Raw genomic sequence first — 24686 nt, forward strand, 5'->3', positions numbered from 1 at the left:
CATGACCGGCGATGCCGTGAAGGCGAAGAACGGCGCGATGGTCGCCTACGACGGCCAAATGACGTTCAAGAAGATGACCGGCGGCGGTGACGGGCTGCGCGGCATGGTCACCCGCCGGCTGACCGGCGAACAGATGGAAGTGATGGAGGTGAAAGGCCACGGCACCTGCTACTTCGCCGATCGCGCGAGCGAGATCAACCTCGTGCAGTTGCACGGCGAGAAGCTCTACGTGGAAGCCACCAATCTGCTGTGCACGGACGCGTCGCTGCGCACCGGCACCACTTTCACCGGCCTGCGCGGCGCCTCCCAGGGCAACGGCCTGTTCACCACCACCGTCGAGGGCAGCGGTCAGGCCGCGATCGTCTCCGACGGGCCCGCCGTGGTGCTGCGCGTCACCAAGCAGTATCCGCTCCAGGTCGACCCGGGCGCGTACGTCGCGCACACCGGCGACCTCAAGCAGCACTTCCAGTCCGGGGTGAACTTCCGCACCTTCATGGGGGAGGGCTCCGGCGAGTCCTTCCAGATCCGCTTCGAGGGCGAGGGCCTGGTGTACGTACAGCCCAGCGAGCGCAACACCGTCGGCGGGGAGGTCTGATGCCGTTCACCCTCGTCAACTCCCGCATGGTGCGCGCGCAGATCGGTCCGGGACAGCGGATGTACAGCCAGCGCGGCGCGATGCTCGCCTACCAGGGCGACGTCAGCTTCACCCCCAACATCCAGGGCGGCCAGGGCGGCGTCGGCTCGATGATCGGGCGGCGGATCGCGAACGAGGCGACGCCGCTGATGACCGTGGAGGTCGCCCAAGGTCTTGAGGGCCAGGGAGGTGTCCCCACCGGCACCGTCTTCTTCGGGCACGGCGGCCACCACATCCACGTCGTCGACCTGACCGGCGACACCCTGTACGTCGAGGCGGACCGGCTGCTCGCCTTCGACGGGACGCTCCAGCAGGGCACGATGTTCATGGGCTCGCAGGGCGGCGTCATGGGCATGGTGCGCGGCCAGGTCACCGGCCAGGGCCTGTTCACCACGACCCTCAAGGGCCACGGCGCGGTGGCCGTGATGGCGCACGGCGGCGTCATCGAGCTACCCATCACCCCGCAGGGGCCCGTCCACGTCGACCCGCAGGCGTACGTGGCGCACCGCGGCGACGTCCGCAACAAGCTCTCCACCGCCCTCGGCTGGCGCGACATGGTCGGCCGCGGCTCGGGAGAGGCGTTCCAGTTGGAGCTGTCCGGCCAGGGCACCGTCTACGTACAGGCGTCGGAGGAGAAACTGTGACCGGTCCCGTCGTTCTCGACCCCCACACGCTGCCCTCGGACGACAACGTCAACGAGTACACCTTCAGCGTCGACCTGAACGGCCGGTGGTTCCTCCAGAAGGGGAAGATGATCGCCTACTACGGGCGGATCGACTTCCAGGGCATCGGGCACGGCGCGCTGGACCGCCTGGTCGCCCACAGTTTCCATTCGCCTTTGCACGCGGCGGACTGGGTCGTCGCCGAGGGCCAGGGCAAGATGCTCCTCGCCGACCGGGCGTTCGATGTGAATTCCTATGATCTCGAAGACGGCAACCTGACCATTCGCTCGGGCAACCTGCTCGCCTTTCAGCCATCTCTGTCGCTGAAGCAGTCGATCATTCCGGGCTTCCTCACGCTGATCGGCACGGGCAAGTTCGTGGCCGCCTCCAATGGGCCGGTGGTCTTCATGGAGCCGCCGATCCGGGTGGACCCGCAGGCCCTGGTGGGCTGGGCCGACTGCCCCTCGCCCTGCCACCACTACGACCACCAGTACCTGCGCGGATTCCTGGGCGGCGTACGGGCGCACACGGGGCTGGGCGGGGTCTCCGGGGAGGAGCACCAGTTCGAGTTCGTCGGGGCGGGCACGGTGCTGCTCCAGTCCACCGAACAGCTCATGCCGGAGCTGGCCACGGGTGAGGTCGCGGCCGAGGCGGGGGTGCCGGGCGGGGGCGGGGCAACTCGCCAAAGTGGCTCACAACTGCCGCAGCTACCCGGTGGGCTCGGGGGCCTCCAGCGCCGCTTCGGGCTGTGAGCGGTAGTCTGCGGACGGTGACCTCGAACGCCTGAGCAAGCGCCCGACCGAGCGCCTGAGCCATGTCACAGCCATGACTAATTCGATATTCAACTTTCACGGGTAGAATTCATTCATGACGACCGACAGCGACACTCCCTGGCTGACCGAGCAGGAGCAGCGAGCCTGGCGTACCCACCTGGACGTCAGCCGGCTGCTGATGCACCAGCTTGAGCGCGACCTGCAGCCGTTCGGACTGACCAACAACGACTACGAGATCCTGGTCAACCTCTCCGAGGCCGAGGACCGGCGGCTGCGCATGAGCGACCTGGCGGCCGCCACCCTGCAGTCCAAGAGCCGCCTGTCCCACCAGATCACCCGCATGGAGAACGCCGGTCTGGTGCGCCGTGAGAGCTGCGAGTCCGACCGCCGCGGCCTGTACGCGGTGCTCACGGACGAGGGCTGGGACACCATGCGCCGGGTCGCGCCGCACCACGTCTCGTCCGTACGCCGGCACTTCATCGACCTGTTCACCTCCGAGGACCTGGAGTCGCTGCGGACCTCCCTGACCCCGGTGGCCGAACACCTCAGGGGCCGTCGCGGCAAGGTCTGACGGCCGCCCCGCCGGGCGCCCCGGGCCGGGCCGCCGCACCCGGGCAGCCGCGGCCCGGCCGCTACGCCGCCGGCAGCCGCAGCTCGAACACCGAGCCCTCCCGCACGGCCAGCGTGCCGCCGTGCCGCTCGGCGACGTCGCGGGCGATGGCGAGGCCGAGACCGGCCCCGCCGTCGTCGCGGCTGCGGGCGTCGTCGAGCCGTACGAACCGCTCGAAGATCCGCTCCCGCTCCTGCGGCGGCACCCCGGGTCCGTCGTCCTCGACCCGCAGCACGGCCCACTCCCCCTCGCGCACCACACTCGTCCGGACGCTGTCGCACGCGTGCCGCTGCGCGTTGTCCAGCAGGTTCCCCAGCACGCGCCCGAGCTGGCTCCGCGACCCGGCGACCTCCACGCCCGCCAGGTCCCCCACCCGCACGGCGACCCGGTCCCCCACCCGCTGTGAGACGTCCTCCCGGACCAGCGCCGCCAGATCGACCCGCGTGTCCGCGGGGCGCTCCCCCGCGTCCAGCCGCGCCAGCAGCAGCAGGTCGGCCGCCAGGTTCTGCAGCCGTACGGCATCCGCCACCGCGCCCTCGGCGTCCAGCAGCTCCGGATGGGCGATGCCCACCTCCAACTGCGTCCGCAGGCTCGCGATCGGGCTGCGCAGCTCGTGCGAGGCGTCCGCGACGAACCGCCGCTGCCGCTCCACCGACGCCTGCAGGGCGCCGAGCGTCTCGTTGGTCGTACGGGCCAGCCGGTCGATCTCGTCCCGCGAACCCGGCTCCGGCACCCGCCGCGACAGATCCGTACTCGCCGTGATCGCCGCCATCTCGCCGCGGATGCCCTCCACCGGCCGCAGCGCCCGCCGCGTCACCAGCCAGGTCACCCCCGCCACGACCAGCAGCAGACACGGCAGCCCGATGAGCATCGCGGTCCGCACCGAGCCCACCGCCTCGCGCTCCGCCGACAGCGGCGATCCCGCCCGCACCACGGCCTTGTCGCCCTGCGTGTCCTTGGCCTCCACCGTGGCGAAGCGGTAGTCCGCGGTCCGGTCCCCGACCGTCGCCGTACCGCCGCTGTGCCGGGCCCGGTCCTCGACCTCGCCCGGCTTGATCTCCCGGTCGTCGTCGTCATCGTCGTCCGAGCCGCCCGGCTGCCGCGCGGCCGGCGGATGCCGGTCCGTCACGGCCTTCCCGTCCACCGCCCGGACGTCCTCGCCCGCCGCCAGCACCCGCCCGTCCTCGGCCAGCACCACCACCGGACGGTCCGCGCCGTCGGGCAGGTCCAGCTTCTCGTACGGCTTGCCCGTGGCGATCTGGGTCGCGACCTCCCGGGCGGCGTTCTCCGCCTGGAGATCCGCCTGGCCCACGAGATTGTTCTTCAGCACCAGCAGCAGCGCCGTGCCCGCCGCGACCAGCGCCACCGCCACCACGAGCGAGGCGCCCACCGCGGCCCGGACCCGTACCTTCCCGAAGACCCTACGCACCGGACACCAGCCGGTACCCGGCGCCGCGCACCGTCCGGATCGCCGCTGCGCCCAGCTTCCGGCGCAGCGCGCTCACATACACCTCGACGATGTTGTCGTCGCCCTCGTACGCGAAGTCCCACACGTGCTCCAGGATCTCCGCCTTCGACACCACGTCCCCCGCGCGGAGCGCCAGTTGCTCCAGCACCGCGAACTCCTTGGCCGTCAGGACCACTTCCACGCCGTCCCGCTCCACCCGGTGGGCGCCCTGGTCGATGCTCAGCTCCCCCACCCGCAGCACGGGCAGCGCCGTCCGCCCACGGCGGCGCAGCAGCGCCTTCACGCGGGCCACCAGCACCACGTACGAGAACGGCTTGGTCAGGTAGTCGTCCGCACCGGTGTCCAGCCCCTCGGCCTCGTCGTACTCCCCGTCCTTGGCCGTCAGCATGAGGATCGGTACGTCGTTCCCCGCGGCGCGCAGGGTGCCGCACACGCGGTAGCCGTTCATTCCCGGCAGCATGATGTCCAGCACGACCAGGTCGTACGCGCCCTCACCCGCCCGGTGCAGGCCCTCCAGGCCGTCGTGCACCACGTCGACCGCGTACCCCTCGGCCCGCAGGCCCTTGGCCAGCGACAGGGCCAGCCGCTTCTCGTCCTCCACGATCAACAGACGCATACGCACACGATGCCATCGCCCACCTGAAGAACCCTTCAGGTGACTTCAGCCTGGCTTCAGCTCGCCCCGGCCACTGTGGAACACGTCATCGAGCAACACCTCACCAACCGGGGAGAACGAACCGAGATGAAGCGCAACATCGTCATCGCCACCGTGGCTGCGGCCGCCATCGTCGGCGGCGGCACCGCGACCGCCGTCGCCTTCAGCGGCGACTCGGCGGCGCCGTCCGCGCCGTCCGCATCCGCCGCGTCGTCCGCGTCGTCCGCGCCGCGCTCCAGCGTCAGCGTGCCCGACGACGACGTGAACGAGGACGCACGGGAGGCCAAGGCGGCGTCCGTCTCCGCCCCGCAGGCCGCGGCCGCCGCCCTCAAGGCCACCCCGGGCACCGTCACCGGCGTCGACCTCGACGAGGACCGCCCCGGCCTGGTCTGGGAGGTCGACGTCCTCGGCAAGGACAACAAGTGGCACGAGGTCACCCTCGACGCCGGCACCGCGAAGGTCCTGAACCAGCGCGTCGAGCACGAGGATGACGACGACCACGGCGTCGCCCACGCCCGCGCCGAACTCAAGGGCATCACCGTCGACGCCACCCGGGCGGCGGAGCGGGCCTCCGCGTCCCACGGCACCGTCACCTCCGTCGACCTGGACGACGACCACCGCTCCAGCGCCACCTGGGAGGTCGAAACCGTCACCAAGGACGGCAAGGAGCACAAGCTCCACGTCGACCCGAACTCGGCCAAGGTGACGGTCGCTCCGCGGGACGCGGATGACGACGACAATGGTGGGCGCGACGACTGAGTCGCTCTCTCCCCCCCCCCGCGGCTGGGCGCTTTTCGCGCTTCGCGCGGGGGGGGGTGTGTGCACTGACGCGCGGCTCGCATTGATTGCGTTGTGGGGACGGGGGCGGGAAGGAACGATCACCCTGGTGTGCGCCCACCTGGTGGAGAGGCTCACTGGAGGGGCGCGGAAAGTGCCGGTGGTGCGGAATGCGCGCCTCGAAGGGGCTTTCAGTCCTCCGTGTCCTCCCCCGTGACCCCCGCCACCAGCTCGTCCGCCGCCGCGTACGGGTCCAGTTCCCCGGCGACGATGCGCTCGGCGAGCACGGAGAGGCGGCGGTCGCCGCGCAGGTCGCCGATCCGTTCGCGCAGGCGGGTGACGGCGATCGTCTCGACCTCGCGGGCCGCTCGGGTGCGGCGGCGTTCCGTCAGGGTGCCGTGCTCTTCCGACCAGGCGCGGTGCTTCTCCAGGGCCTCGACGACCTCGTCGGTGCCCTCGCCCCGGGCGGCGACCGTCTTGACGATGGGCGGGCGCCAGTCGCCGGGGGCGCGGGCCTCGCCGAGGCCGAGCATGTGGTTGAGCTCGCGGGCCGTCGCGTCGGCGCCGTCGCGGTCGGCCTTGTTGACGACGTAGACGTCGCCGATCTCCAGGATTCCGGCCTTGGCCGCCTGGATGCCGTCGCCCATGCCGGGGGCCAGCAGGACCATCGTGGTGTCGGCCTGGCCGGCGATGTCGACCTCGGACTGGCCGACGCCCACCGTCTCGACGAGGATCACGTCGCAGCCGGCCGCGTCCAGTACCCGGATGGCCTGCGGCGCGGCCCAGGCGAGGCCGCCCAGGTGGCCGCGGGTGGCCATGGAGCGGATGTAGACGCCGGGGTCGGACGCGTGGTCCGACATCCGGACGCGGTCGCCGAGGAGGGCACCGCCGGAGAACGGGGAGGACGGGTCGACGGCGAGCACGCCGACCCGTTTTCCGGCCCGGCGGTACGCGCTGACCAGGGCGGACGTGGATGTCGACTTGCCGACACCGGGCGAACCGGTCAGCCCGACCACGTACGCCTGCCCGGCCAGCGGAGCCAGCGCCGCCATCACCTCGCGCAGTTGCGGGGAGGCCCCCTCGACCAGCGAGATCAGCCGGGCCACGGCCCGCGGCCGGCCCTGCCGCGCCTGTTCCACCAGCTCGGGGACGTCCACCATCGGCCAGTTCCTCCCACTTCGGTTCCTACGGACGCGTACGCGGCTGACGCTCCCGGCTCACTTGCCCGGTACGCGGATGATCAGCGCGTCGCCCTGGCCACCGCCGCCGCACAGCGCCGCCGCCCCCACACCGCCGCCGCGCCGCCGCAGCTCCAGCGCCAGGTGGAGCACGATGCGGGCGCCGGACATGCCGATCGGGTGGCCGAGCGCGATCGCCCCGCCGTTGACGTTCACCTTTTCCGGCGACACCCCGAGGTCCTTCATTGACTGCACGGCCACCGCGGCGAACGCCTCGTTGATCTCGATCAGGTCAAGATCCTCGACGCCGAGGCCCGCCTTGCCCAGTGCGTGCCGGATCGCGTTGCTCGGCTGGGACTGGAGGGAATTGTCCGGGCCCGCCACGTTGCCGTGCGCGCCGATCTCGGCGATCCACTCCAGACCGAGTTCCTCGGCCTTGGCCTTGCTCATGACGACCACCGCGGCAGCGCCGTCGGAGATCTGGGAGGAGGTGCCGGCGGTGATGGTGCCGTCCTTGGCGAAGGCGGGACGGAGTTTGGCGAGGGTTTCGGTGGTGGTCTCCCCGCGGATGCCCTCGTCCTTGCTGAAGACGACCGGCTCGCCCTTGCGCTGCGGGATCTCCACGGGGGTGATCTCGGCCTCGAAGAGGCCGTTCTTCTGGGCGGCGGCGGCCCGCTGGTGGGAGCGGGCGGCGATCTCGTCCTGCTCGGCGCGGCCGATGCCCAGGCGGGTGTTGTGCTTCTCGGTCGACTCGCCCATCGCGACGTTCTCGTACGCGTCGGTGAGGCCGTCGTGGGCCATCGAGTCGAGCATCCCGACGGCGCCGTACTTGAAGCCCTCGCGGGACTTGGGCAGCAGGTGCGGCGCGTTGGTCATGGACTCCTGGCCGCCGGCGACGACCACGTCGAACTCGCCGACGCGGATCAACTGGTCGGCGAGGGCGATGGCGTCCAGGCCGGAGAGACAGACCTTGTTGACGGTCAGCGCCGGCACGCTCATGGGGATGCCGGCCTTGACGGCGGCCTGGCGGGCGGGGATCTGGCCGGCGCCGGCCTGGAGGACCTGGCCCATGATCACGTACTGCACCTGGTCACCGCCGATGCCCGCCCGGTCCAGCGCCGCCTTGATGGCCGCGCCCCCCAGGTCGGCGCCGGAGAAGCTGCGCAGGGACCCCAGCAGGCGGCCCATGGGGGTACGGGCGCCCGCGACGATCACGGAGGTGGTGCTGGACGTACCGTTCGCTGTCGACATCAGCGCGGCCCTTCCTGTACAGGGAGGTTAACGAGGGTTCCCGTCAATGTACTGAGCGGTAGACGCCGGGTCACCGGGCTGCGGGTGTGATCGCGCGCACGTTGCGTAACCACGCGTGCGAGCGGTGCACTGGAGCCATGCTGACGCGAATCGACCACATCGGGATCGCTTGCGAGAACCTCGACACGACCGTCGAGTTCTACCGCGCCACGTACGGCTTCGAGGTGTTCCACACCGAGGTCAACGAGGAGCAGGGCGTCCGCGAGGCCATGCTGAAGATCAACGATACGTCGGACGGCGGCGCCTCGTACCTCCAGCTCCTGGAACCCACCCGGGCGGACTCCGCGGTGGGCAAATGGCTCGCCAAGAACGGCGAGGGAGTCCACCACGTCGCCTTCGGTACGGCGGATGTGGACGGGGCGGCCGGGGCCATCCGGGACAAGGGTGTGCGGGTGCTCTACGACGAGCCGCGCATCGGTTCCATGGGGTCGCGGATCACCTTTCTGCACCCCAAGGACTGCCACGGCGTACTGACCGAACTGGTCACCGCGGCCCCCCACGAGGGAACCGCCGCCCCCGCTTCCTCGTCCACCTCCACGACAGAGCACTGACCTTTCCCTTCCCCGGCCGGTAGAGTGCACCTTCGGCCGGGGGCCGGGTCGGGGCCCGGTCCACACTCCGCCGATGATCTGACACCATTTCTTCGGAAGGGTCAGCTCCAGCACGCGCCCGGCACGAGGCATTTCGGGCTGCGGACGAGCAGATGGGAGCCGGCCGCCACCATGACCAGGGGACGGATGGGACCGCGCAGTGCGGGGCAACGACCGCTACGAGGCTGACGACCACCTCTCGCAGTTCGAGGCCGAGATGGAGCGGCTGAAGACGGAGCGGGACAAGGCGGTCCAGCACGCCGACGACCTCGGTTACCAGGTCGAGGTGTTGCGAGCCAAGCTCCACGAGGCGCGGCGCACGATCGCGGCCCGCCCCGCCTACGACAACGTCAGCCACCAGGCCGAGCAGCTACTGCGCAACGCCCAGATCCAGGCCGACCAGTTGCGCACGGACGCCGAGCGCGAGGTGCGCGAGGCCCGCGCCCAGACGCAGCGGCTGCTCCAGGAGCAGGCCGAGCGCCAGGCGCGCATGGAGGCCGACCTGCACGCCGAGGCGGTCGAGCGGCGCCGTCGGCTGGACGAGGAGCTCAACGAGCGCCGCCAGACCGTCGAGTCGCACGTCAACGAGAACGTGGCGTGGGCGGAGCAGTTGCGCTCCCGTACGGAGGCGCAGGCGCGCCGTCTCATGGACGAGTCGCGGGCCGAGGCCGAGCAGGCGCTGACCGCCGCCCGCGCCGAGGCGCAGCGGCTGGCCGAGCAGACCCGCGCCCGGCTGGGCAGCGAGGCCGAGCAGGCGCGCGCCGAGGCCGAGGCGCTCCTGCGCCGCGCCCGTACGGACGCCGAGCGGCTGCTGAACGCCGCCTCCAGTCAGGCCCAGGAGGCCACGGACCAGGCCGAGCAGCTCCGTACCAGCGTCGGCACGGAGTCCGAGGAGGCACGGCGGCAGGCCGCGGAGCTGACGCGGACCGCCGAGGCCCGGATGCAGGAGGCCGACCGCGCGCTGCGCGAGGCCCGCGCCGAGGCCGAGAAGCTGGTCACCGAGGCGCAGGAGAGCGCCGCCAAGCGGCTGTCGGCCGCCGAGTCGGACCAGGAGCAGCGCCTGCGGACGGCCAAGGCGGAGATCGCCCGGCTGGTCGGCGAGGCCACGAAGGAGGCCGACGCCCTCAAGGCGGAGGCCGAGCAGTTGCGCGCGGACGCCCGTACGGAGGCGGAGCGGCTGGTCGCCGAGGCGCAGGAGGCCGCCCGCTCCAAGGCGGCGGAGGACTCCGCGGCGCAGCTCGCCAAGGCCGCGCGGTCCGCCGAGGAGGTGCTGACCAAGGCGTCCGAGGACGCCAAGGCCATCACGAAGGCCGCCGCCGAGGAGGCCGAGCGGGTCCGCCGGGAGGCCGAGGCCGAGGCGGACCGGCTGCGCGGCGAGGCGCACGACACCGCCGAGCAGCTCAAGGGCGCCGCCAAGGACGACACGAAGGAGTACCGCGCCAAGACCGTCGAGCTCCAGGAGGAGGCACGGCGGCTGCGCGGCGAGGCCGAGCAGCTCCGGGCCGAGGCGGTCGACGAGGGCGACCGGATCCGGGCCGAGGCGCGCCGCGAGGCGGTCCAGCAGATCGAGGAGGCGGCCGCCACCGCCGAGGAGCTGCTGGCCAAGGCGAAGTCGGACGCCGAGGAGACGCGTTCGGGCGCGAGCGCGGAGAGCGAGCGGGTACGGACCGAGGCCATCGAGCGGGCCACGGCCCTGCGCAAGCAGGCCGAGGAAGCGCTCGAACGCGCCCGCGAGGAGGCCGAGGAGCTGCGCGGCGAGGGCGAGGAGGCCGCCGCCGCGCTGCGGTCGGAGGCCGAGGAGGCCGCACGGCACCTGCGTACGGAGGCCGAGGAGGCCGCCGCCGGGCGCCGCACCGAGGTACAGGAGGAACTGGACCGGCTCCGGGCGGAGGCGGCCGAGAAGGTCGCCACGGCCGAGGAGGCGCTGCACGCCGCCCGTGGCGAGGCCGAGCAACTGCGCCGGGAGGCGCAGGAGGAGGCCGCCAGGCTCAAGGCGGAGTCGGCGGAGCGGCTGCGGGTGCTCCAGCAGCAGGCCGAGGACGAGGCCGAGCGGCTGCGTTCGGAGGCGGCGACCGACGCGTCCGCCGCCCGTGCCGAGGGCGAGTCCGTCGCCGTACGCCTGCGCAGCGACGCCGCCGCCGAGGCGGAGCGCCTGAAGACCGAGGCCCAGGAGACCGCGGACCGGCTGCGCGCGGAGGCCGCGGCCGCCGCGGAGCGCACGGGCACGGAGGCCGCCGAGGCGCTGGCCGCCGCCCAGGAGGAGGCGGCCCGCCGCCGCCGGGAGGCCGAGGAACTGCTCGGCGAGGCCCGCGAGGAGGCCCACCAGGAGCGCACGGCCGCGCGCGAGCAGAGCGAGGAGCTGCTCGCCTCGGCCCGCAAGCGGGTCGCCGAGGCGCAGGAGGAGGCGGAGCGGCTGGTCGAGGAGGCGGACCGGCGCGCCGCCGAGCTGGTCGCCGCGGCCGAGCAGACCGCCCAGCAGGTGCGGGACGCGGTCGCCGGGCTGCACGAGCAGGCCGAGGAGGAGGTCGCCGGGCTGCGTTCGGCGGCCGAGCACGCCGCGGAGCGTACGCGTACCGAGGCGCAGGAGGAGGCCGACCGGGTACGGGCCGACGCCTACGCGGAGCGCGAGCGCGCCGCCGAGGACGCGGGCCGCACCCGGCGCGAGGCCCAGGACGAGGCCGAGGCCGCCAAGGCGCTGGCGGAGCGCACGGTCGCGGAGGCCATCGCGGAGGCCGACCGGCTGCGCGCGGAGGCCGACAGCACGCTCGACGAGGCGCGCGAGGCGGCCGGCAAGGCCCGTACGGACGCCGCCGAGCAGGCCGACAGCCTCATCTCGGAGGCCACCGCGCAGGCCGAGAAGATGGTGGCGGACGCCTCCGCCAAGGCGCAGCACCTGCGTACGGAGGCGTCCGACGCGCTCGCCTCGGCCGAGCAGGACGCCAACCGCGCCCGCGCGGAGGCCCGCAACGACGCCAACCGGATGCGTTCGGACGCCGCCGAACAGGTGGACCGGCTCCTCACCGAGGCCCGCGCCGAGGCAGAACGGATCGTCACCGAGGCGACCGAGCTGACCTCTTCGGCGCAGGACGACGCGGACCGCACGGTCCGCGAGGCCCAGGAGGCCGCCGAGCGGCTGCGGGCCGAGGGCGAGCAGCGGGCGGCGGAACTGGTCGCGGAGGCGACCGGCGAGGCGGACCGGCTGCGGGCCGAGGCCGCCGAGGCGCTGGAGACCGCGCGCCGGGAGGCGGAGCGCATCGGCGACGAGGCGCGCGAGGCGGCGAACAAGACCCGTTCGGACGCCGCCGAGCAGGCCGACGAGCTGATGACCGAGGCCGGCAGCGAGGCGGAGAAGCTGCGCGCGGACGCGGCGGAGACCGTCGCGGGCGCCGAGCGGGACGCGGACCGCACCCGGGCGGACGCCCGCGAGCAGGCGGACCGGATGATCGCCGAGGCCACCGCGGAGGCGGACCGGCTGCGCGCGGAGGCGGCGGACACCGTCACCTCGGCGCAGGAGCACGCCACCCGTACGCGTGCCGAGTCCGAGCGGGTCAAGGAAGCGGCGGAGGCCGAGGCCGACCGGCTGCGCACCGAGGCGCTGGAGGAGTCGGAGCAGACCGTCGACGCGGCGCGCAAGGACGCGGCGCAGCGCCGCGCGGACGCCGCCGAGCAGGCCGACCAGCTCGTGGCCAAGGCCCAGGAGGAGGCGCTGAAGTCGGCGACCGCCGCCGAGGAGCAGGCCGACCGGATGGTGGGCGCGGCCCGCAAGGAGGCCGACCGGATCGTCAAGGAGGCCACCGCCGAGGGCAACGCGATGGTCGAGAAGTCCCGCCGGGACGCGGACACGCTGCTGAGCGAGGCCCGCGGGGACGCCACCGCGATAAGGGAGCGCGCCGAGGAGCTGCGCACCCGCATCGAGAGCGAGGTCGAGGAGCTGCACGAGCGGGCCCGTCGCGAGTCCTCGGAGACGATGAAGAACGCCGGGGAGCGGGTCGACAAGCTGATCGCGCAGGCCACGCAGCAGCAGGCGGAGGCCGAGGAGAAGGCCAAGCGGATGGTGTCGGACGCCGGCAGCGAGGCCAGCAAGGTCCGCATCGCGGCGGTGAAGAAGGCGGAGGGGCTGCTCAAGGAGGCCGAGCAGAAGAAGGCCGAGGCCGTACGGGAGTCGGAGCGGCTGCGCACCGAGGCCCGCGCGGAGGCGGAGCGGATCGTGGAGGAGGGCAAGCGCGAGCTGGAGGTGCTGGTGCGGCGCCGCAAGGACATCAACGCGGAGATCTCCCGTGTCCAGGACGTGCTGGAAGCGTTGGAGTCTTTCGAGGCCCCGGCCAATGGTGGTGGCAAGGACGGGGCGAAGGCCGCGGCGGGGGCGGGCGCAACTCGTTCGAGTGGCAAGCAGTCTGAGGGGTAGCCACCCGAATGAGGGGCCATTCTCCACTTCAAACGCGCAATGACTCGATGACACGCCGTTGCGGCCCCTAGGATTCCCTTTATCACCTCACCGGTCTCTTTCGACAGGAACCCCATGAGCGACACTTCCTCCCCCTACGGCTTCGAGCTCGTGCGGCGTGGGTACGACCGCGGTCAGGTGGACGACCGCATCTCGAAGCTGGTCGCCGACCGCGACAGCGCCCTGGCCCGTATCACCTCGCTGGAGAAGCGGATCGAGGAGCTGCACCTCGAAACGCAGAACGCCCAGGCCCAGGTCAATGACGCCGAACCGTCCTACGCGGGCCTCGGCGCGCGCGTGGAGAAGATCCTCCGGCTCGCGGAGGAAGAGGCGAAGGACCTGCGCGAGGAGGCCCGGCGGGCCGCCGAGCAGCACCGTGAGCTGGCCGAGTCGGCCGCCCAGCAGGTCCGTAACGACGCCGAGCAGTTCGCGTCGGAGCGCAAGGCCAAGGCCGAGGACGAGGGCGCCCGCATCGTCGCGAAGGCGCAGGGTGAGGCGACCGCGCTGCGCGCCGAGGCGCAGAAGGACGCGCAGTCCAAGCGGGAGGAGGCGGACTCCCTCTTCGAGGAGACCCGCGCCAAGGCCGCGCAGGCCGCCGCGGACTTCGAGACCAATCTCGCCAAGCGCCGCGAGCAGTCCGAGCGGGACCTGGCCTCCCGTCAGGCCAAGGCTGAGAAGCGGCTGGCGGAGATCGAGCACCGGGCCGAGCAGCTTCGGCTGGAGGCGGAGAAGCTGCGCACGGACGCGGAGCGCCGGGCCCGCCAGACGGTGGAGACGGCGCAGCGCCAGGCCGAGGACATCGTGGCCGACGCGAACGCCAAGGCGGACCGGATCCGCAGCGAGTCCGAGCGGGAGCTGGCGGCCCTGACCAACCGCCGCGACTCGATCAACGCCCAGCTCACGAACGTCCGCGAGATGCTCGCCACGCTGACCGGAGCGGCGGTCGCCGCGGCCGGCACCCCGGTGGACGAGGAGCCGATCTCCCGCGGCGTCCCGGCGCAGCAGTCGCGCTGAGGCGCCGTTCGTCGTTGTGACGCCGGTGCGGCCGGTGGGTCCCCCCGGCCCGTCTCCGTGACGGCCGGTACCGCGCGGCACAGCACACGTGTTCTCCGCCCGCCCCGCCTCTTTCCGGAGGCCGGGCGGGCGGAATGCTTTCAGCAGACAGTACGAGTGGCCGCGGGGCCCGGCGGCCCCGCCCGCGATGTCCGGTACGCCCGAGATGCGGGGCCTCCGGCCCCCGCTTAGCGTGCTGTACATGATCGAGATCGAGGGGCTGACCAAGCATTACGGTGCCAAGCTCGCCGTGGACGGGCTGACCTTCACCGTGCGGCCCGGGCTCGTCACCGGCTTCCTCGGCCCCAACGGCGCCGGCAAGTCCACGACCATGCGGATGATGCTCGACCTGGACCACCCGACGTCGGGAGAGGTCCGTATCGACGGACGGCACTACCGGCAGTTGTCCGACCCCTTGAAGCACATCGGCGCCCTGCTGGACGCCAAGGCCGTGCACGGCGGCCGAAGCGCCTTCAACCACCTGCTGTGCCTGGCGCAGAGCAACGGCATCCCGCGCGCCCGGGTGCACGAGGTACTGGACACCGTCGGGCTGACCGCAGTGGCCGGGAAGCGCTCGAAGGGCTTCTCCCTGGGCATGGGCCAGCGCCTGGGCATCGCGGGCGCGCTGCTCGGCGACCCCGAGATCCTGATGTTCGACGAGCCGGTCAACGGCCTCGACCCCGAGGGCATCCACTGGATCCGCAATCTGATGCAGGGTCTGGCGGCGCAGGGCCGTACGGTCTTCGTCTCCTCGCACCTGATGAGCGAGATGGCCCTCACCGCCGAACACCTCATCGTCATCGGCCAGGGGCGGCTGCTGGCGGACACCTCGATGGCGGAGTTCATCCGGGGGAACTCGCGCGCGTACGTACGGATGCGGTCACCGGAGCGCGAGCGGCTGCTCGATGTCCTCGGGGACGCCGGGTACGAGGCGGTGGCGTCCGGCCCGGCGGTGGAGATCGACGGGGCGAGCGCGGCCGACCTCGGGGAGCTGGCCGCGCGGCACCGGATCGTCCTGCACGAACTCAGCCCGCAGCAGGCGTCCCTGGAGGAGGCGTTCATGCGACTGACCGCCGGGTCGGTGGAGTACCACGCGCATACGGAGGAGCCGCGGCCCGCGGCGCCGGACGAGGGCCTGCCGGGCACGCCCCCTCCCCCGGCCGTTCCGGGCGCGCCGCCCCCGGGCCCACCGCCCGGCGGCGGCTGGGGCGCCGACTGGCGGAACAAGAAGCGGAGGTCATGACGATGGCGGCGGTCTCCCAGGTGCTGAGGTCGGAGTGGACCAAGATCCGGTCGGTGCGGTCCACGGTGTGGACGCTGGGCATCGCGCTGGTCGTCACGGTCGCGCTGGGCGCGCTGATCTGCCTGCTGGCCTCGAACGACTTCGGCACCATGTCCCCCCGCGACCGGCTCACCTTCGACCCCACGAACATCAGCTTCGCCGGGATGGGGCTCGGCCAGCTCGCGATGATCGTGTTCGGGGTGCTGGTGGTCTCCAACGAGTACAGCACCGGCATGATCCGTACCTCGCTCGCCGCCGTACCGCAGCGCGGCACCTTCCTCTTCAGCAAGGTCCTCGTCGCCGCCCTGCTCGCCCTCGTCGTCTCCTTCGTGACGGCTTTCCTCTCGTTCTTCATCGGGCAGGCGCTGCTCGGCGCGCACGCCGCGTCCCTCGGCGACCCGGGCGTCCTGCGGGCCGTGGTGGGCGGCGGGCTGTACATGACGGTGATCGCGGTGTTCGCGATGGGTGTGGCGACGATGCTGCGCAGTCCGATGCTGGCGCTGGGCATCCTGATGCCGTTCTTCTTCCTGATCTCCAGCATCCTGGGGAACGTCTCGGCCACCAGGAAGATCGGCTGGTATCTGCCCGACCAGGCCGGCGCGAAGATCATGCAGGTGGTGCCGCCGGCCGGCCGGGAGGTGCCGTACGGGCCGTGGGGCGGGTTCGCCATCATGCTGGCGTGGACGGCGGCCGTACTGCTGTGCGGGTACGCCCTGTTGAAACGGCGCGACGCGTGAAGTAGTGCTCCGGCGGCCCGGCGTGGGGACTCCCGAGGCCCTCCGCGTCCCGCCGGCCCGCGTTTTGACGGGAACCGTCAACGTGCGGATAACCTCCTAACCCTCACGGGGGTACGAGAGCACCTCTGCCCCGAACCATTTCTGAGGGGCGGAGAATGATCGAGGCAGTCGGCCTGACGAAGCGCTACGGCGCCAAGACGGCCGTGCACAACCTGTCGTTCCAGGTGCGGCCGGGCACCGTCACCGGCTTCCTGGGGCCCAACGGCTCCGGCAAGTCCACGACGATGCGCATGATCCTGGGGCTGGACACCCCGACGACCGGGCACGTCACGATCGGCGGCATCCCGTTCCGCAAGGTGCCCAACGCCCCGCGGCACGTCGGCGCCCTGCTCGACGCCAAGGCGGTGCACGGCGGCCGCAGCGCGCGCCAGCACCTGCTCTGCCTCGCACAGCTCTCCGGCATTCCGGCGCGCCGGGTCGACGAGGTGCTCGGCGTGGTCGGCCTCCAGGACGTCGCCCGCAAGCGCTCCAACGGCTTCTCGCTCGGCATGGGCCAGCGGCTGGGCATCGCGGCGGCGCTGCTCGGCGACCCGCAGGTGCTGCTCTTCGACGAGCCGGTCAACGGCCTGGACCCGGAAGGCATCCTGTGGGTCCGCAACCTGATGAAGCAGCTCGCCGCCGAGGGCCGTACGGTCTTCGTCTCCTCGCACCTGATGAGCGAGATGGCCCTCACCGCCGAGCACCTCATCGTCATCGGCCGCGGCCAGTTGCTCGCCGACATGTCGGTCAAAAACTTCATCTCGGCCAACTCGGCCGACTTCGCCCGGGTCCGTACGCCGGACACCGAGCCGGAGCTGCGCGAGAAGCTGGGCACGCTGCTCGGTGAGGCAGGCGCCCGGGTCGTGCCGGAGCAGGACGGCGCGCTGCGGGTCAGCGGGCTGCCGCTGCCCCGCATCAGCGACCTCGCGCACGGCGCGGACATCCGCCTGTGGGAGCTGTCGCCGCACCAGGCGTCCCTGGAAGAGGCGTACATGCAGCTCACGCAGGGTGCCGTGGACTACCGCTCGACGGTCGACCAGCGGGCCGGGCTCCAGCCGCAGGCGCCCGGCCACGCGCCGCAGGGCCCGGGTGCGCCGGGGCAGCCGCCGCAGGGGTACGCGCCCGGAATGCCGCAGCCGGGCCCGTACGGGCAGCCCGGCCACCCGGGGCAGCCGCACCCCGGGGCCCAGGGGCAGCCGAACCCGTACGCGCAGGGCCCCGGCGGCGCGCCGGGCCAGGGCTACCCGCCGCCGGCCGGCCAGGGCTCGCCGTACGGGCAGCCGAACCCGTACGGACAGCCGCAGCCGGGCCCGCAGGCCGGCGCCCCGGCGCCGATGCCGCCCGCCGCCCCCGCCGACATCTCCAAGCCGCACACCGAGGACGCCCGATGACCAGCCCTCAGCAGCCGCAGCCGCAGCCTGAGCCGCACGACACCGACGCACCCGGCGCCGGCCCGACGCCACCGGCCGGGGTCCCCCAGCCGCCCGCGCACCCACCCGCCGCACAGCCGCCCGCCGGGCAGCCGGAGCCCCGGCCGCTGGCCGCGCACCCGCAGCCGGAGCAGCAGCCGTCGGCGCGGCAGCAGCCTCCGGCCCACGCGCCGCTGCCGCCGCAGGCGGGCCAGGCACCACGGGAGGGCGCTCCGGCCCGTGAGCCCGGCACGATGACGCTCCAGGCCCAGCAGCCGCCCGCCGTGCCCGGCAAGGAGGCCGGGACGATGATGCTCCAGGCCCAGGCCGCGCCGCAGGCCCAGCCCGCGCCGCACGCCCCGCAGGGCGCGCCCAGGGACGCGGGCACGATGACGCTCCAGGCGCAGCAGCAGCCCGCCGGTCCCCCGCCGCAGCAGGCACCCCAGCAGCCCTACCAGCCTGCACCGCAGCAGGCGCAGCAGCCGCCCCAGCAGCAGCAGATTCCGGCCGCCTGGCAGGCCGCCGGCCCCGGCGGCACCGCCCCGGCGTATGTCTCGCCGATCCCGGTGCGCCGTACGAACCTCGGCCACGCCCTCGTCTCCGAGTGGACGAAGATCCGCTCGGTGCGCTCCACGATGTGGACGCTGGGCGTGATGATCCTGCTGATCGTCGGTATCGGGCTGCTGACCTCGGTGGCGCTGGCGGGACCGGAGCGGGAGGTCCGGCCGGTGCTCGGCTTCGCCTGGTTCGGTCTGCTGCTCGGGACGCTGTGCGTGATCCCGCTCGGTGTGCTGGTGATCTCCTCGGAGTACGGCACCGGCATGATCCGTACGACGTTCACGGCCTGCCCCAGCCGGGGCCGGGTGCTGACCGCCAAGGCCGTCGTCCTGTTCGCGCTCACGTTCGTGACCACCACGGTCTCCACCACCCTGGTCGCGCTGCTGCACGCCGGGATGCTCAACGGCCCGGCGCCGACCGGCGGCCAGTGGTTGCGGGCCACGGTCGGCGCGGGCCTGTACGTGGCCGTGCTGAGCCTGCTGGCCCTGGGGGCGGGCACGCTGCTGCGGCACTCGGCCGGCGCGATCAGCGCGATGACGGGCCTGGTCCTGTTGCCCATGCTGATGGCCGTGTTCATGATCGGTTCGGAGAGCCTGCGCCCGTTCGCGACCAAGCTGATCGAGTACTCGATCCCGAACAGCCTCGGCGCGCTCTACGACCAGCCGTTCCTGCCCGACGGCCCGGCCGGCTGGCAGCCGCTGCTCATCCTCATGGCCGTCACCGTCGTCGTCCTCGGCGGCGCGTACGCGGCGCTGGAGAAGCGGGACGTCTAGAAGCACTCAGCAGTTCGGCACGAGGGCTCGATACGCTCAGTACCTCGGCGCGTTACGGGACCGCTGGAGCCGCGCGCTCCGGCGGTCCCGTGCGTTCCAGCACGCCTTGTGCCAGTGTCTGCGCTCGTCCACGTCACCCTCCCGCGGCCAGGCGACGACGTGCGGCACTCCCGGCGGGATCTCCTGGTCGCACCCCGGGCAGCGGTAGTGCTTGGCCGTGCCGCCGCCCCCCAGGTGCCGTACGACCCACTCCTCGCCGCGCCACTCCTCGGTGCGTTCGAGTCCGTAGCGGCCCCCGCCCGCGTGGTCGGCTGGCTTCTCACCGCCGCGGGGACGGTTTCGACGCGGAGACACTGGGCACCTCGGGAAATCTGCGGGGTCACGGGCCGTCACCACCCTACGCGGCTCCGTCATGGGGCGTTGTCGGCCGCCACAATCCTGCGATCATCAGGAAACCGCGCCCGAGGCCGTGCCTTTGGCACGTGTCACCCGTTGTTGCCTGTTAGGGGGATGTCGCGTCGGCTGCGAGGAGGCAGAAGAGCGATGCGTGTTGGGGCTTTCATTCTGGCCGCTCAGTTTCCCGGTCAGGGGCAGGGGGAGGCACTCCACCGGGCGGTGCGGACCGCGGATGTCGCGGAGGAGGCCGGGCTGGACGCGGTCTGGCTGGCGGAGCACCACTTCGTGCCGTACGGGGTCTGCCCGTCGGCGACGACACTGGCCGCGCTGCTGCTGGGCCGTACCCGCCGGATCGGCGTCGGCACATCCGTCAGCGTGCTGCCGACCCAGCACCCGGTCGCCCTGGGGGAGCAGGCGGCGCTGCTGCACCTGACGTCCGGCGGGCGGTTCACCCTCGGTGTCGGCCGCGGCGGCCCCTGGGTGGACCTGGAGGTCTTCGGCTCGGGGCTGGCCGCCTACGAGCAGCACTTCCCCGAGTCGCTGGACCTGCTGCTGCGCTGGCTGCGCGAGCCGCGGGTCGGCGCCGCGGGGCAGCGTCACTCCTTCCGGGAGGTCGCCGTCGTACCGCGGCCCGACGAGTCGCTGGAGATGCCGTCCGGCCCGCCCGTCGTCCTCGCGTGCACCTCGCCCGGGTCGGTGCGGCTGGCCGCCGAGCGCGGGCTGCCCATGCTGCTGGGGATGCACTGCGGTGACGAGGACAAGGCGGAGATGGTGGCGCTGTGGCGGCGGGCCGCGCTGGCGGCCGGGCGGGACCCGGCGCTGGTCGCGGCGGCGGAGCACGTCTCGGCCGGTGTGGTGCAGGTCGGCGACACCCGCCAGGGCGCGGCCGAGGTCCTCACCAAGGCCATGCCGGGCTGGCTGCGGCGCGGACTGGCGGCCCATGAGACGGTCGACGGCCGCTACCGCGCCATGCGCGACCCGCTGACGTACACCGAACTCCTCTGCGACCTGCATCCGGTCGGGCCGCCGAAGCTGTGCGCCGACCGGCTCGCGGCCTCGGCGGAGCGGACGGGCATCCGGCGCTTCGCGCTGCTGGTGGAAGGCTCCGGCGATCTGGCCGCCACCGAGGAGAACGTACGACGGCTGGGTGCCGAGGTGCTGCCGCGGCTCGGCTGAGCCGGTCCCGGGGCGGGGCGCGGCGGCCCGCGCGGGCCGGTGGGGTGTGCCGGCCGCGGTCCGTCGCCTGGCGCGATAGTGCCGGTCCCGGTCCGGTGAACGGAAGACGCCGTTCACGTCGCGCCGACTCTGCGTGACCGGCGCCGTCCTGACCGATGCTGCCGCCGGCGCGCCTTCGCCGTACGGCTTCCCGCGCGTGCGCAGCGGCAGCCTCTACGGTCAGCAGTCGCGCAGCTCGGGCGACTGGTTCAGTAGCTGGCCCCGGACGGAGGTGAACTTGGCCAGCCGGTCGTCCGCCGACGGGTCGAGCGGGAAGACCGCGACCCGGTGGCAGTTCTGAAATGCCAGCCGTACACCGAAGTGCCGTTCCAGTGACCCGCGTATCGCGTCACTCGCCAGCGCTCGCAGTAGCTGACCGCGTGCCCGCTCGTCCGGCGGCGGCGTCCGGTTGTCGGCGAACTCGCCGCCGTCCACCTTGAGCTGGGCCACCAGAGAGCTGATCATCCCCCATGCGTAGGGCAAGGAGGTCCGGACGCAGTCGACAAATTCCGCTTCGTCGACCTCGCCTCGCTCGGCCTGTTCGAGGAGGGCCGGTGAGACGTCGAGCGACATGAGGTTCTCCTCTCGCGGCCCCGCCGGGACGGGGCCTCAGGGATGGGACGGGGGCTTCGCGACGGAGCGTGTCCGTACCACGACCCCCCGCTTCAACGGTATGCCGCGCACCCGGCCCGCACCAGGAGATTGCGGAGACAACCGGCCACCGGCCGACCGGGCGGTTCAGGGGCGAATCGCGTCCGCGGCCTCCGGTCGAGTAGCGTGACGCACCATGCGTCTCGTCATTGCCCGTTGCTCCGTGGACTACGCGGGCCGGCTCAGTGCCCACCTTCCGTCGGCCCCTCGCCTGATCCTCGTGAAGGCGGACGGTTCGGTCTCCATCCACGCGGACGACCGGGCCTACAAGCCCCTCAACTGGATGTCCCCGCCGTGCACCCTCAAGGAGGGCGACGGCAGCGTGTGGACGGTGGAGAACAAGGGTGGCGAGAAGCTCATCATCACCCTGGAAGAGGTGATGCACGACTCGGCCCACGAGCTGGGCGTGGACCCCGGCCTCATCAAGGACGGGGTGGAAGCACACCTTCAGGAGCTGCTCGCCGACCGGATCGAGACACTCGGCGAGGGCTACTCGCTCATTCGGCGTGAATACCCCACCGCCATCGGCCCGGTGGACATCCTGTGCCGGGACGCGGACGGCGGGACGGTCGCGGTGGAGATCAAGCGGCGCGGCGAGATCGACGGTGTCGAGCAGCTCACCCGCTATCTCGAACTCCTCAACCGCGACCCGCGCTTGGCGCCGGTCAAGGGCGTCTTCGCGGCCCAGGAGATCAAGCCGCAGGCACGGGTGCTGGCCACGGACCGCGGCATCGGCTGCGTCGTCCTGGACTACAACGCGCTGCGCGGCATCGAGGACGACAAGCTGCGGCTGTTCTGAGCGGCCCGGTCCGCTCCGGGCGGGGCCGCACGGCCCGCCGCCACGGATGACGACGGCCCGGTACGGAGCGCCCGCCATGGTGGCGGACGGCCGGTACCGGGCCGTCGTGCCGGGCTCAGGCGCTGTCCGTGCCGCCGGTCGTGCCGCCGCCCGCGACACCGCCGGAGGTGGCGGACGCCGACGTGTTGCCGTTGCCGGGCGCCGGGTTGCCCGTCGTCCCGGTCGGGTCCTGGCTGCCGGTCGGCTTGTCGGTGGGCTTGTCGGTCGGTTTGTCCGTCGGCTTGTCGGTGGGCTCGTCCGTCGGTTTGTCGGTCGGCTTGTCCGTGGGCTCGGCGGTGGTGCTCGGATCGGTGGGCCGGGTGGTCGGGTCGGTCGGGCGCGTCGTCGGGTCGGTCGGGCGGGTGGTCCCGTCCGTGGGCGTGCCGGTCGTCGGGTCCGTCGCGCCGGTGCTCGGGGCGGCCGTGCCGGTGCCCGGCTGTCCGCTGGTACCCGGCGTGCCCGGCGCCGTCGAGCCGGGGCCCGTACCGGGGCGGCTGCCCTGGCCGGTGCGGGTGCTGCCGGTGCCCGGCTGGTCGGCGGGCAGGCCGTCGCCGTCCTGGCCCGGTTCGGCGGACTGCTCGGTCTTGACCTTCTCGCCCGTGCCCTCGTCGGGCCCGGAAACCGCGCCCAGGGTGACGACCGTGCCCAGTACGGCGACGAGCAGCGCGCCCGCGCCCGCGGCGACCAGGTTGCGACGGGCGCCCGATACCAGTGCCTTGCGCCCGCCGGTCCTGCCGCCGCCCGCGACACCGCCCGTACGGCTGCCCGCGGTGGCGGTGCGGGTGACCACGGTGGGCGCGGTCGCGTCGACGGCCGGGGCCGACGCGAGCCCGGCGGGCACCCCGCCGGGCGGTGAGGCGGACTCCTCCGTCCGCGCGTCCGGGACCTCCTCGCCTGCCTGCGTGGCCGTACCGGCGGGCGGGGTGAGCGTGCCGGAGCGGTCGGCGACCAGGGCCAGCGCGCGCCGTCCCGCGACCGCGCCGCGCCGGTCGGAGAGCACACCGCGCAGCCCTATCGACGCCTCCAGCTCGGCCCGGGCCCGGTCGAGGTTGCCGGTGCACAGCGCGAGTACGCCCAGCTCGTGGTGGAAGTACGCCTCCTCGGCCACCTCCCCGGCGACCCGGGCGGCCTCCGCGCCGTGCCGCAGGCTGCGCTCCCAGGCGCTCCAGTGCAGGGCGGCGGCGAAGGCCGGGGCGGCCGTACGGGCCAGCAGGACGGCGGCGCTGGGGTGGCCGCTGTCCCGGCTGCCGGTCAGCACGGCCATCGCGGCCAGGATCGCGTCGGACTCGGCGGCGGCCCGCTCGGGCGTGACCGAGGGGTGGCCGGCCCACCAGGCGTAGTGCTGGGCGGCGGTCAGCGCCCGCTCACCCGCGCCGTCGTCGTACCCGGCGGCGGCGAGCTGGTCCCGTACCGTCGCCGCGAGCCGGTAGTGGCCCCCGGCCGGGGTGATCAGCCCGCAGTCCAGCAGTTCGCCGAGGGCGGCGTCCGCGTGGGTGTCCTGGGCGAGCGCGGGCAGGTGCGCCTGGTGCGGCAGCTCGCCGCCCAGCGCGACCGCGAAGCGCAGCGTCTCGCGCGCCGCGTCGCTCAGCCGGGCGGCGATCAGCGGCGCGGGCGAGGCGGCCTCGGTGACGGTCGGCAGGGGTACGTCCCGGCCGTCGCCGACCGCTGCGTCGCCGGACCGCTCCCCGTACCCGTCGTGGGTGTCCTGGTCGGTACGGAGCCGCTGCCGCAGCAGGGCGCCCGCCTGCACGAAGCGCAGGGGCAGCCCCTCGGACTCGAACCACAGGTCCGCGGCCCACGCCGCCTCTTCGTCGGTGAGCGGCCGGCCGACGACGCCCGCCAGCAGGTCCCGGCAGGCGTCGCGGCCGATGCCGCCGAGGAAGACCTCTTCGAGGTGCGAGCCGGACGAGGGGGCGGCGACGTCGGGGGTGGCGGCGAGCAGGAAGGCGCACTCGGGGGTGGCGCCCAGCAGCTCGTCCAGTGCGGCGCCGCCGAACTCCAGGTCGTCCAGGACGACGATCGCGCCGATCTCGCCGAGCAGGCGCAGCAGCTCGCCGCGGTCGGGGCGGTGCAGCGGGGCCCGGTGGACGGCGGCGAACAGCTCGTACAGCACGTCGGTGGGCGTGCGGCGGTAACCGGAGAGCCGCACCACGCCGTCGGGGGCCAGGCCGTCGCAGGCGGTGGCGACCGCGTCGAGCAGGCGCGTACGGCCCGATCCGGCGGGGCCGGTGACGCGTACGGACCGGCCGCGGGACAGCAGCCGCACCAGCCGGTCGGTCTCCTCGGCGCGCTCCAGGAGGGTGCCCTGGCGGCCGGCGGAGACGGGTATGGCGGGCGGGGCGGCGGCGCGGGCGAGTTCGGCGCGCTCCTCGGGGCCGTGCTTGCCGGGGACGGCGGGCTGCTCGCCGGGCGGGCAGGGTTCGATCTCGCTGCCGTCGACCGGGTTGACGGTGAGCAGGTAGGGGCCGGACACGAGCTGTACGGTGCGCGCGAGCCCACCGGGGGCGGCTGTGGAGCCGCTGAGCGCGGGCGTCGGCGTCGTGGCAGGGGCGTCCTGCTCGCCGTACTCCTCAGGTCCCCGGTTCGTGTTCGGGTCCATGGTGAAAAGCCCCCAGATGCGCTTGGCGTGCCGA

General features: G+C 73.3%; 21 protein-coding genes. 14 read left to right on the forward strand and 7 right to left on the reverse strand.

Annotated features, from left to right (window positions below):
* Position 1 precedes the first annotated feature (1 nt).
* From ACH4EB_RS28030 to ACH4EB_RS28045, 4 genes are all read left to right on the forward strand, one after another.
* Positions 2-595, forward strand: a complete 594-nt coding sequence (locus ACH4EB_RS28030; protein ID WP_398350746.1) for an AIM24 family protein — start codon at positions 2-4, stop codon at positions 593-595.
* The gene (locus ACH4EB_RS28035; RefSeq protein ID WP_398350631.1) at positions 595-1278 is read left to right on the forward strand and encodes an AIM24 family protein; all 684 of its coding nucleotides are present in this window, start codon (positions 595-597) and stop codon (positions 1276-1278) included. The genes ACH4EB_RS28030 and ACH4EB_RS28035 overlap by 1 nt, the downstream gene beginning before the upstream one ends.
* A complete protein-coding gene (locus ACH4EB_RS28040; protein ID WP_398350633.1) occupies positions 1275-2048 on the forward strand; it encodes an AIM24 family protein in 774 nt (257 codons plus the stop codon). The genes ACH4EB_RS28035 and ACH4EB_RS28040 overlap by 4 nt, the downstream gene beginning before the upstream one ends.
* Positions 2049-2163: 115 nt before the next feature.
* Positions 2164-2640 carry a MarR family winged helix-turn-helix transcriptional regulator gene (locus tag ACH4EB_RS28045; RefSeq protein WP_398350635.1) on the forward strand — a complete coding sequence of 159 codons (477 nt, stop codon included), beginning with the start codon at positions 2164-2166 and terminating at the stop codon, positions 2638-2640.
* Positions 2641-2701: 61 nt separating this feature from the next.
* Here the strand turns inward: ACH4EB_RS28045 and ACH4EB_RS28050 are convergent, their stop codons facing one another.
* Together ACH4EB_RS28050 and ACH4EB_RS28055 are read right to left on the reverse strand one after the other, a co-directional pair.
* On the reverse strand, positions 2702-4108 hold the full coding sequence (locus ACH4EB_RS28050; RefSeq protein ID WP_398350636.1) for an ATP-binding protein: 1407 nt from the start codon (positions 4106-4108) through the stop codon (positions 2702-2704).
* A complete protein-coding gene (locus ACH4EB_RS28055; RefSeq protein WP_398350638.1) occupies positions 4101-4763 on the reverse strand; it encodes a response regulator transcription factor in 663 nt (220 codons plus the stop codon). The genes ACH4EB_RS28050 and ACH4EB_RS28055 overlap by 8 nt, the downstream gene beginning before the upstream one ends.
* A gap of 39 nt (positions 4764-4802) precedes the next feature.
* Here ACH4EB_RS28055 and ACH4EB_RS28060 point away from each other — a divergent pair, with 39 nt between their 5' ends.
* Positions 4803-5561, forward strand: coding sequence for a PepSY domain-containing protein (locus ACH4EB_RS28060; RefSeq protein ID WP_398350639.1), 759 nt, complete (start codon positions 4803-4805; stop codon positions 5559-5561).
* A gap of 209 nt (positions 5562-5770) precedes the next feature.
* On the opposite strand, the gene meaB is transcribed toward ACH4EB_RS28060, so the two are convergent.
* Together meaB and ACH4EB_RS28070 are read right to left on the reverse strand one after the other, a co-directional pair.
* Complete coding sequence (gene meaB, locus ACH4EB_RS28065) at positions 5771-6739, reverse strand: methylmalonyl Co-A mutase-associated GTPase MeaB (protein ID WP_398350641.1); 969 nt, start codon at positions 6737-6739, stop codon at positions 5771-5773.
* A gap of 57 nt (positions 6740-6796) precedes the next feature.
* Positions 6797-7972, reverse strand: a complete 1176-nt coding sequence (locus ACH4EB_RS28070; RefSeq protein WP_398350748.1) for an acetyl-CoA C-acetyltransferase — start codon at positions 7970-7972, stop codon at positions 6797-6799.
* Between the two features lie 173 nt (positions 7973-8145).
* Between ACH4EB_RS28070 and mce the strand changes: the two genes are divergently transcribed.
* From mce to ACH4EB_RS28105, 7 genes are all read left to right on the forward strand, one after another.
* The gene (gene mce / locus ACH4EB_RS28075; RefSeq protein ID WP_398350642.1) at positions 8146-8619 is read left to right on the forward strand and encodes a methylmalonyl-CoA epimerase; all 474 of its coding nucleotides are present in this window, start codon (positions 8146-8148) and stop codon (positions 8617-8619) included.
* Positions 8620-8818: 199 nt separating this feature from the next.
* Positions 8819-13063: a polarized growth protein Scy gene (gene scy / locus ACH4EB_RS28080; protein ID WP_398350644.1), complete on the forward strand. Its 4245-nt coding sequence runs from the start codon at positions 8819-8821 to the stop codon at positions 13061-13063.
* Positions 13064-13177: 114 nt separating this feature from the next.
* Positions 13178-14116, forward strand: coding sequence for a cellulose-binding protein (locus ACH4EB_RS28085; RefSeq protein WP_398350645.1), 939 nt, complete (start codon positions 13178-13180; stop codon positions 14114-14116).
* A 241-nt stretch (positions 14117-14357) separates the two neighbouring features.
* Positions 14358-15398 carry an ATP-binding cassette domain-containing protein gene (locus tag ACH4EB_RS28090; RefSeq protein WP_398350646.1) on the forward strand — a complete coding sequence of 347 codons (1041 nt, stop codon included), beginning with the start codon at positions 14358-14360 and terminating at the stop codon, positions 15396-15398.
* A 2-nt stretch (positions 15399-15400) separates the two neighbouring features.
* A complete protein-coding gene (locus ACH4EB_RS28095; RefSeq protein WP_398350750.1) occupies positions 15401-16174 on the forward strand; it encodes an ABC transporter permease in 774 nt (257 codons plus the stop codon).
* A 155-nt stretch (positions 16175-16329) separates the two neighbouring features.
* Complete coding sequence (locus tag ACH4EB_RS28100) at positions 16330-17604, forward strand: ATP-binding cassette domain-containing protein (protein ID WP_398350648.1); 1275 nt, start codon at positions 16330-16332, stop codon at positions 17602-17604.
* Positions 17601-18953, forward strand: a complete 1353-nt coding sequence (locus tag ACH4EB_RS28105) for an ABC transporter permease subunit (RefSeq protein WP_398350650.1) — start codon at positions 17601-17603, stop codon at positions 18951-18953. The genes ACH4EB_RS28100 and ACH4EB_RS28105 overlap by 4 nt, the downstream gene beginning before the upstream one ends.
* A 36-nt stretch (positions 18954-18989) precedes the next feature.
* Here the strand turns inward: ACH4EB_RS28105 and ACH4EB_RS28110 are convergent, their stop codons facing one another.
* Positions 18990-19307 carry an ATP/GTP-binding protein gene (locus ACH4EB_RS28110; protein WP_398350651.1) on the reverse strand — a complete coding sequence of 106 codons (318 nt, stop codon included), beginning with the start codon at positions 19305-19307 and terminating at the stop codon, positions 18990-18992.
* A gap of 189 nt (positions 19308-19496) precedes the next feature.
* Between ACH4EB_RS28110 and ACH4EB_RS28115 the strand changes: the two genes are divergently transcribed.
* A complete protein-coding gene (locus tag ACH4EB_RS28115; RefSeq protein ID WP_398350653.1) occupies positions 19497-20525 on the forward strand; it encodes an LLM class flavin-dependent oxidoreductase in 1029 nt (342 codons plus the stop codon).
* Positions 20526-20744: 219 nt separating this feature from the next.
* Here ACH4EB_RS28115 and ACH4EB_RS28120 read toward each other — a convergent pair whose 3' ends face one another.
* Positions 20745-21137, reverse strand: a complete 393-nt coding sequence (locus tag ACH4EB_RS28120) for an SCO5389 family protein (RefSeq protein ID WP_398350655.1) — start codon at positions 21135-21137, stop codon at positions 20745-20747.
* Positions 21138-21351: 214 nt separating this feature from the next.
* Between ACH4EB_RS28120 and nucS the strand changes: the two genes are divergently transcribed.
* Positions 21352-22014, forward strand: a complete 663-nt coding sequence (nucS, locus tag ACH4EB_RS28125) for an endonuclease NucS (RefSeq protein ID WP_385239537.1) — start codon at positions 21352-21354, stop codon at positions 22012-22014.
* A 115-nt stretch (positions 22015-22129) separates the two neighbouring features.
* Here the strand turns inward: nucS and ACH4EB_RS28130 are convergent, their stop codons facing one another.
* Positions 22130-24652, reverse strand: coding sequence for a PT domain-containing protein (locus tag ACH4EB_RS28130; protein WP_398350656.1), 2523 nt, complete (start codon positions 24650-24652; stop codon positions 22130-22132).
* Positions 24653-24686 lie beyond the last annotated feature (34 nt).

Source organism: Streptomyces sp. NPDC018045 (assembly GCF_044327445.1).
Classification (GTDB): Bacteria; Actinomycetota; Actinomycetes; order Streptomycetales; family Streptomycetaceae; genus Streptomyces.

Bases quoted from the DNA above. Each gene is read 5' to 3' on its own strand.
- ACH4EB_RS28095 (WP_398350750.1), top strand. From the start codon at position 15,401: ATGGCGGCGGTCTCCCAGGTGCTGAGGTCGGAGTGGACCAAGATCCGG.
- ACH4EB_RS28100 (WP_398350648.1), top strand. From the start codon at position 16,330: ATGATCGAGGCAGTCGGCCTGACGAAGCGCTACGGCGCCAAGACGGCC.
- ACH4EB_RS28055 (WP_398350638.1), bottom strand. From the start codon at position 4,763: ATGCGTCTGTTGATCGTGGAGGACGAGAAGCGGCTGGCCCTGTCGCTG.
- ACH4EB_RS28045 (WP_398350635.1), top strand. From the start codon at position 2,164: ATGACGACCGACAGCGACACTCCCTGGCTGACCGAGCAGGAGCAGCGA.
- ACH4EB_RS28120 (WP_398350655.1), bottom strand. From the start codon at position 21,137: ATGTCGCTCGACGTCTCACCGGCCCTCCTCGAACAGGCCGAGCGAGGC.
- mce (WP_398350642.1), top strand. From the start codon at position 8,146: ATGCTGACGCGAATCGACCACATCGGGATCGCTTGCGAGAACCTCGAC.
- ACH4EB_RS28030 (WP_398350746.1), top strand. From the start codon at position 2: ATGACCGGCGATGCCGTGAAGGCGAAGAACGGCGCGATGGTCGCCTAC.
- ACH4EB_RS28035 (WP_398350631.1), top strand. From the start codon at position 595: ATGCCGTTCACCCTCGTCAACTCCCGCATGGTGCGCGCGCAGATCGGT.
- ACH4EB_RS28085 (WP_398350645.1), top strand. From the start codon at position 13,178: ATGAGCGACACTTCCTCCCCCTACGGCTTCGAGCTCGTGCGGCGTGGG.
- ACH4EB_RS28090 (WP_398350646.1), top strand. From the start codon at position 14,358: ATGATCGAGATCGAGGGGCTGACCAAGCATTACGGTGCCAAGCTCGCC.
- ACH4EB_RS28105 (WP_398350650.1), top strand. From the start codon at position 17,601: ATGACCAGCCCTCAGCAGCCGCAGCCGCAGCCTGAGCCGCACGACACC.
- nucS (WP_385239537.1), top strand. From the start codon at position 21,352: ATGCGTCTCGTCATTGCCCGTTGCTCCGTGGACTACGCGGGCCGGCTC.
- ACH4EB_RS28115 (WP_398350653.1), top strand. From the start codon at position 19,497: ATGCGTGTTGGGGCTTTCATTCTGGCCGCTCAGTTTCCCGGTCAGGGG.
- meaB (WP_398350641.1), bottom strand. From the start codon at position 6,739: ATGGTGGACGTCCCCGAGCTGGTGGAACAGGCGCGGCAGGGCCGGCCG.
- ACH4EB_RS28130 (WP_398350656.1), bottom strand. From the start codon at position 24,652: ATGGACCCGAACACGAACCGGGGACCTGAGGAGTACGGCGAGCAGGAC.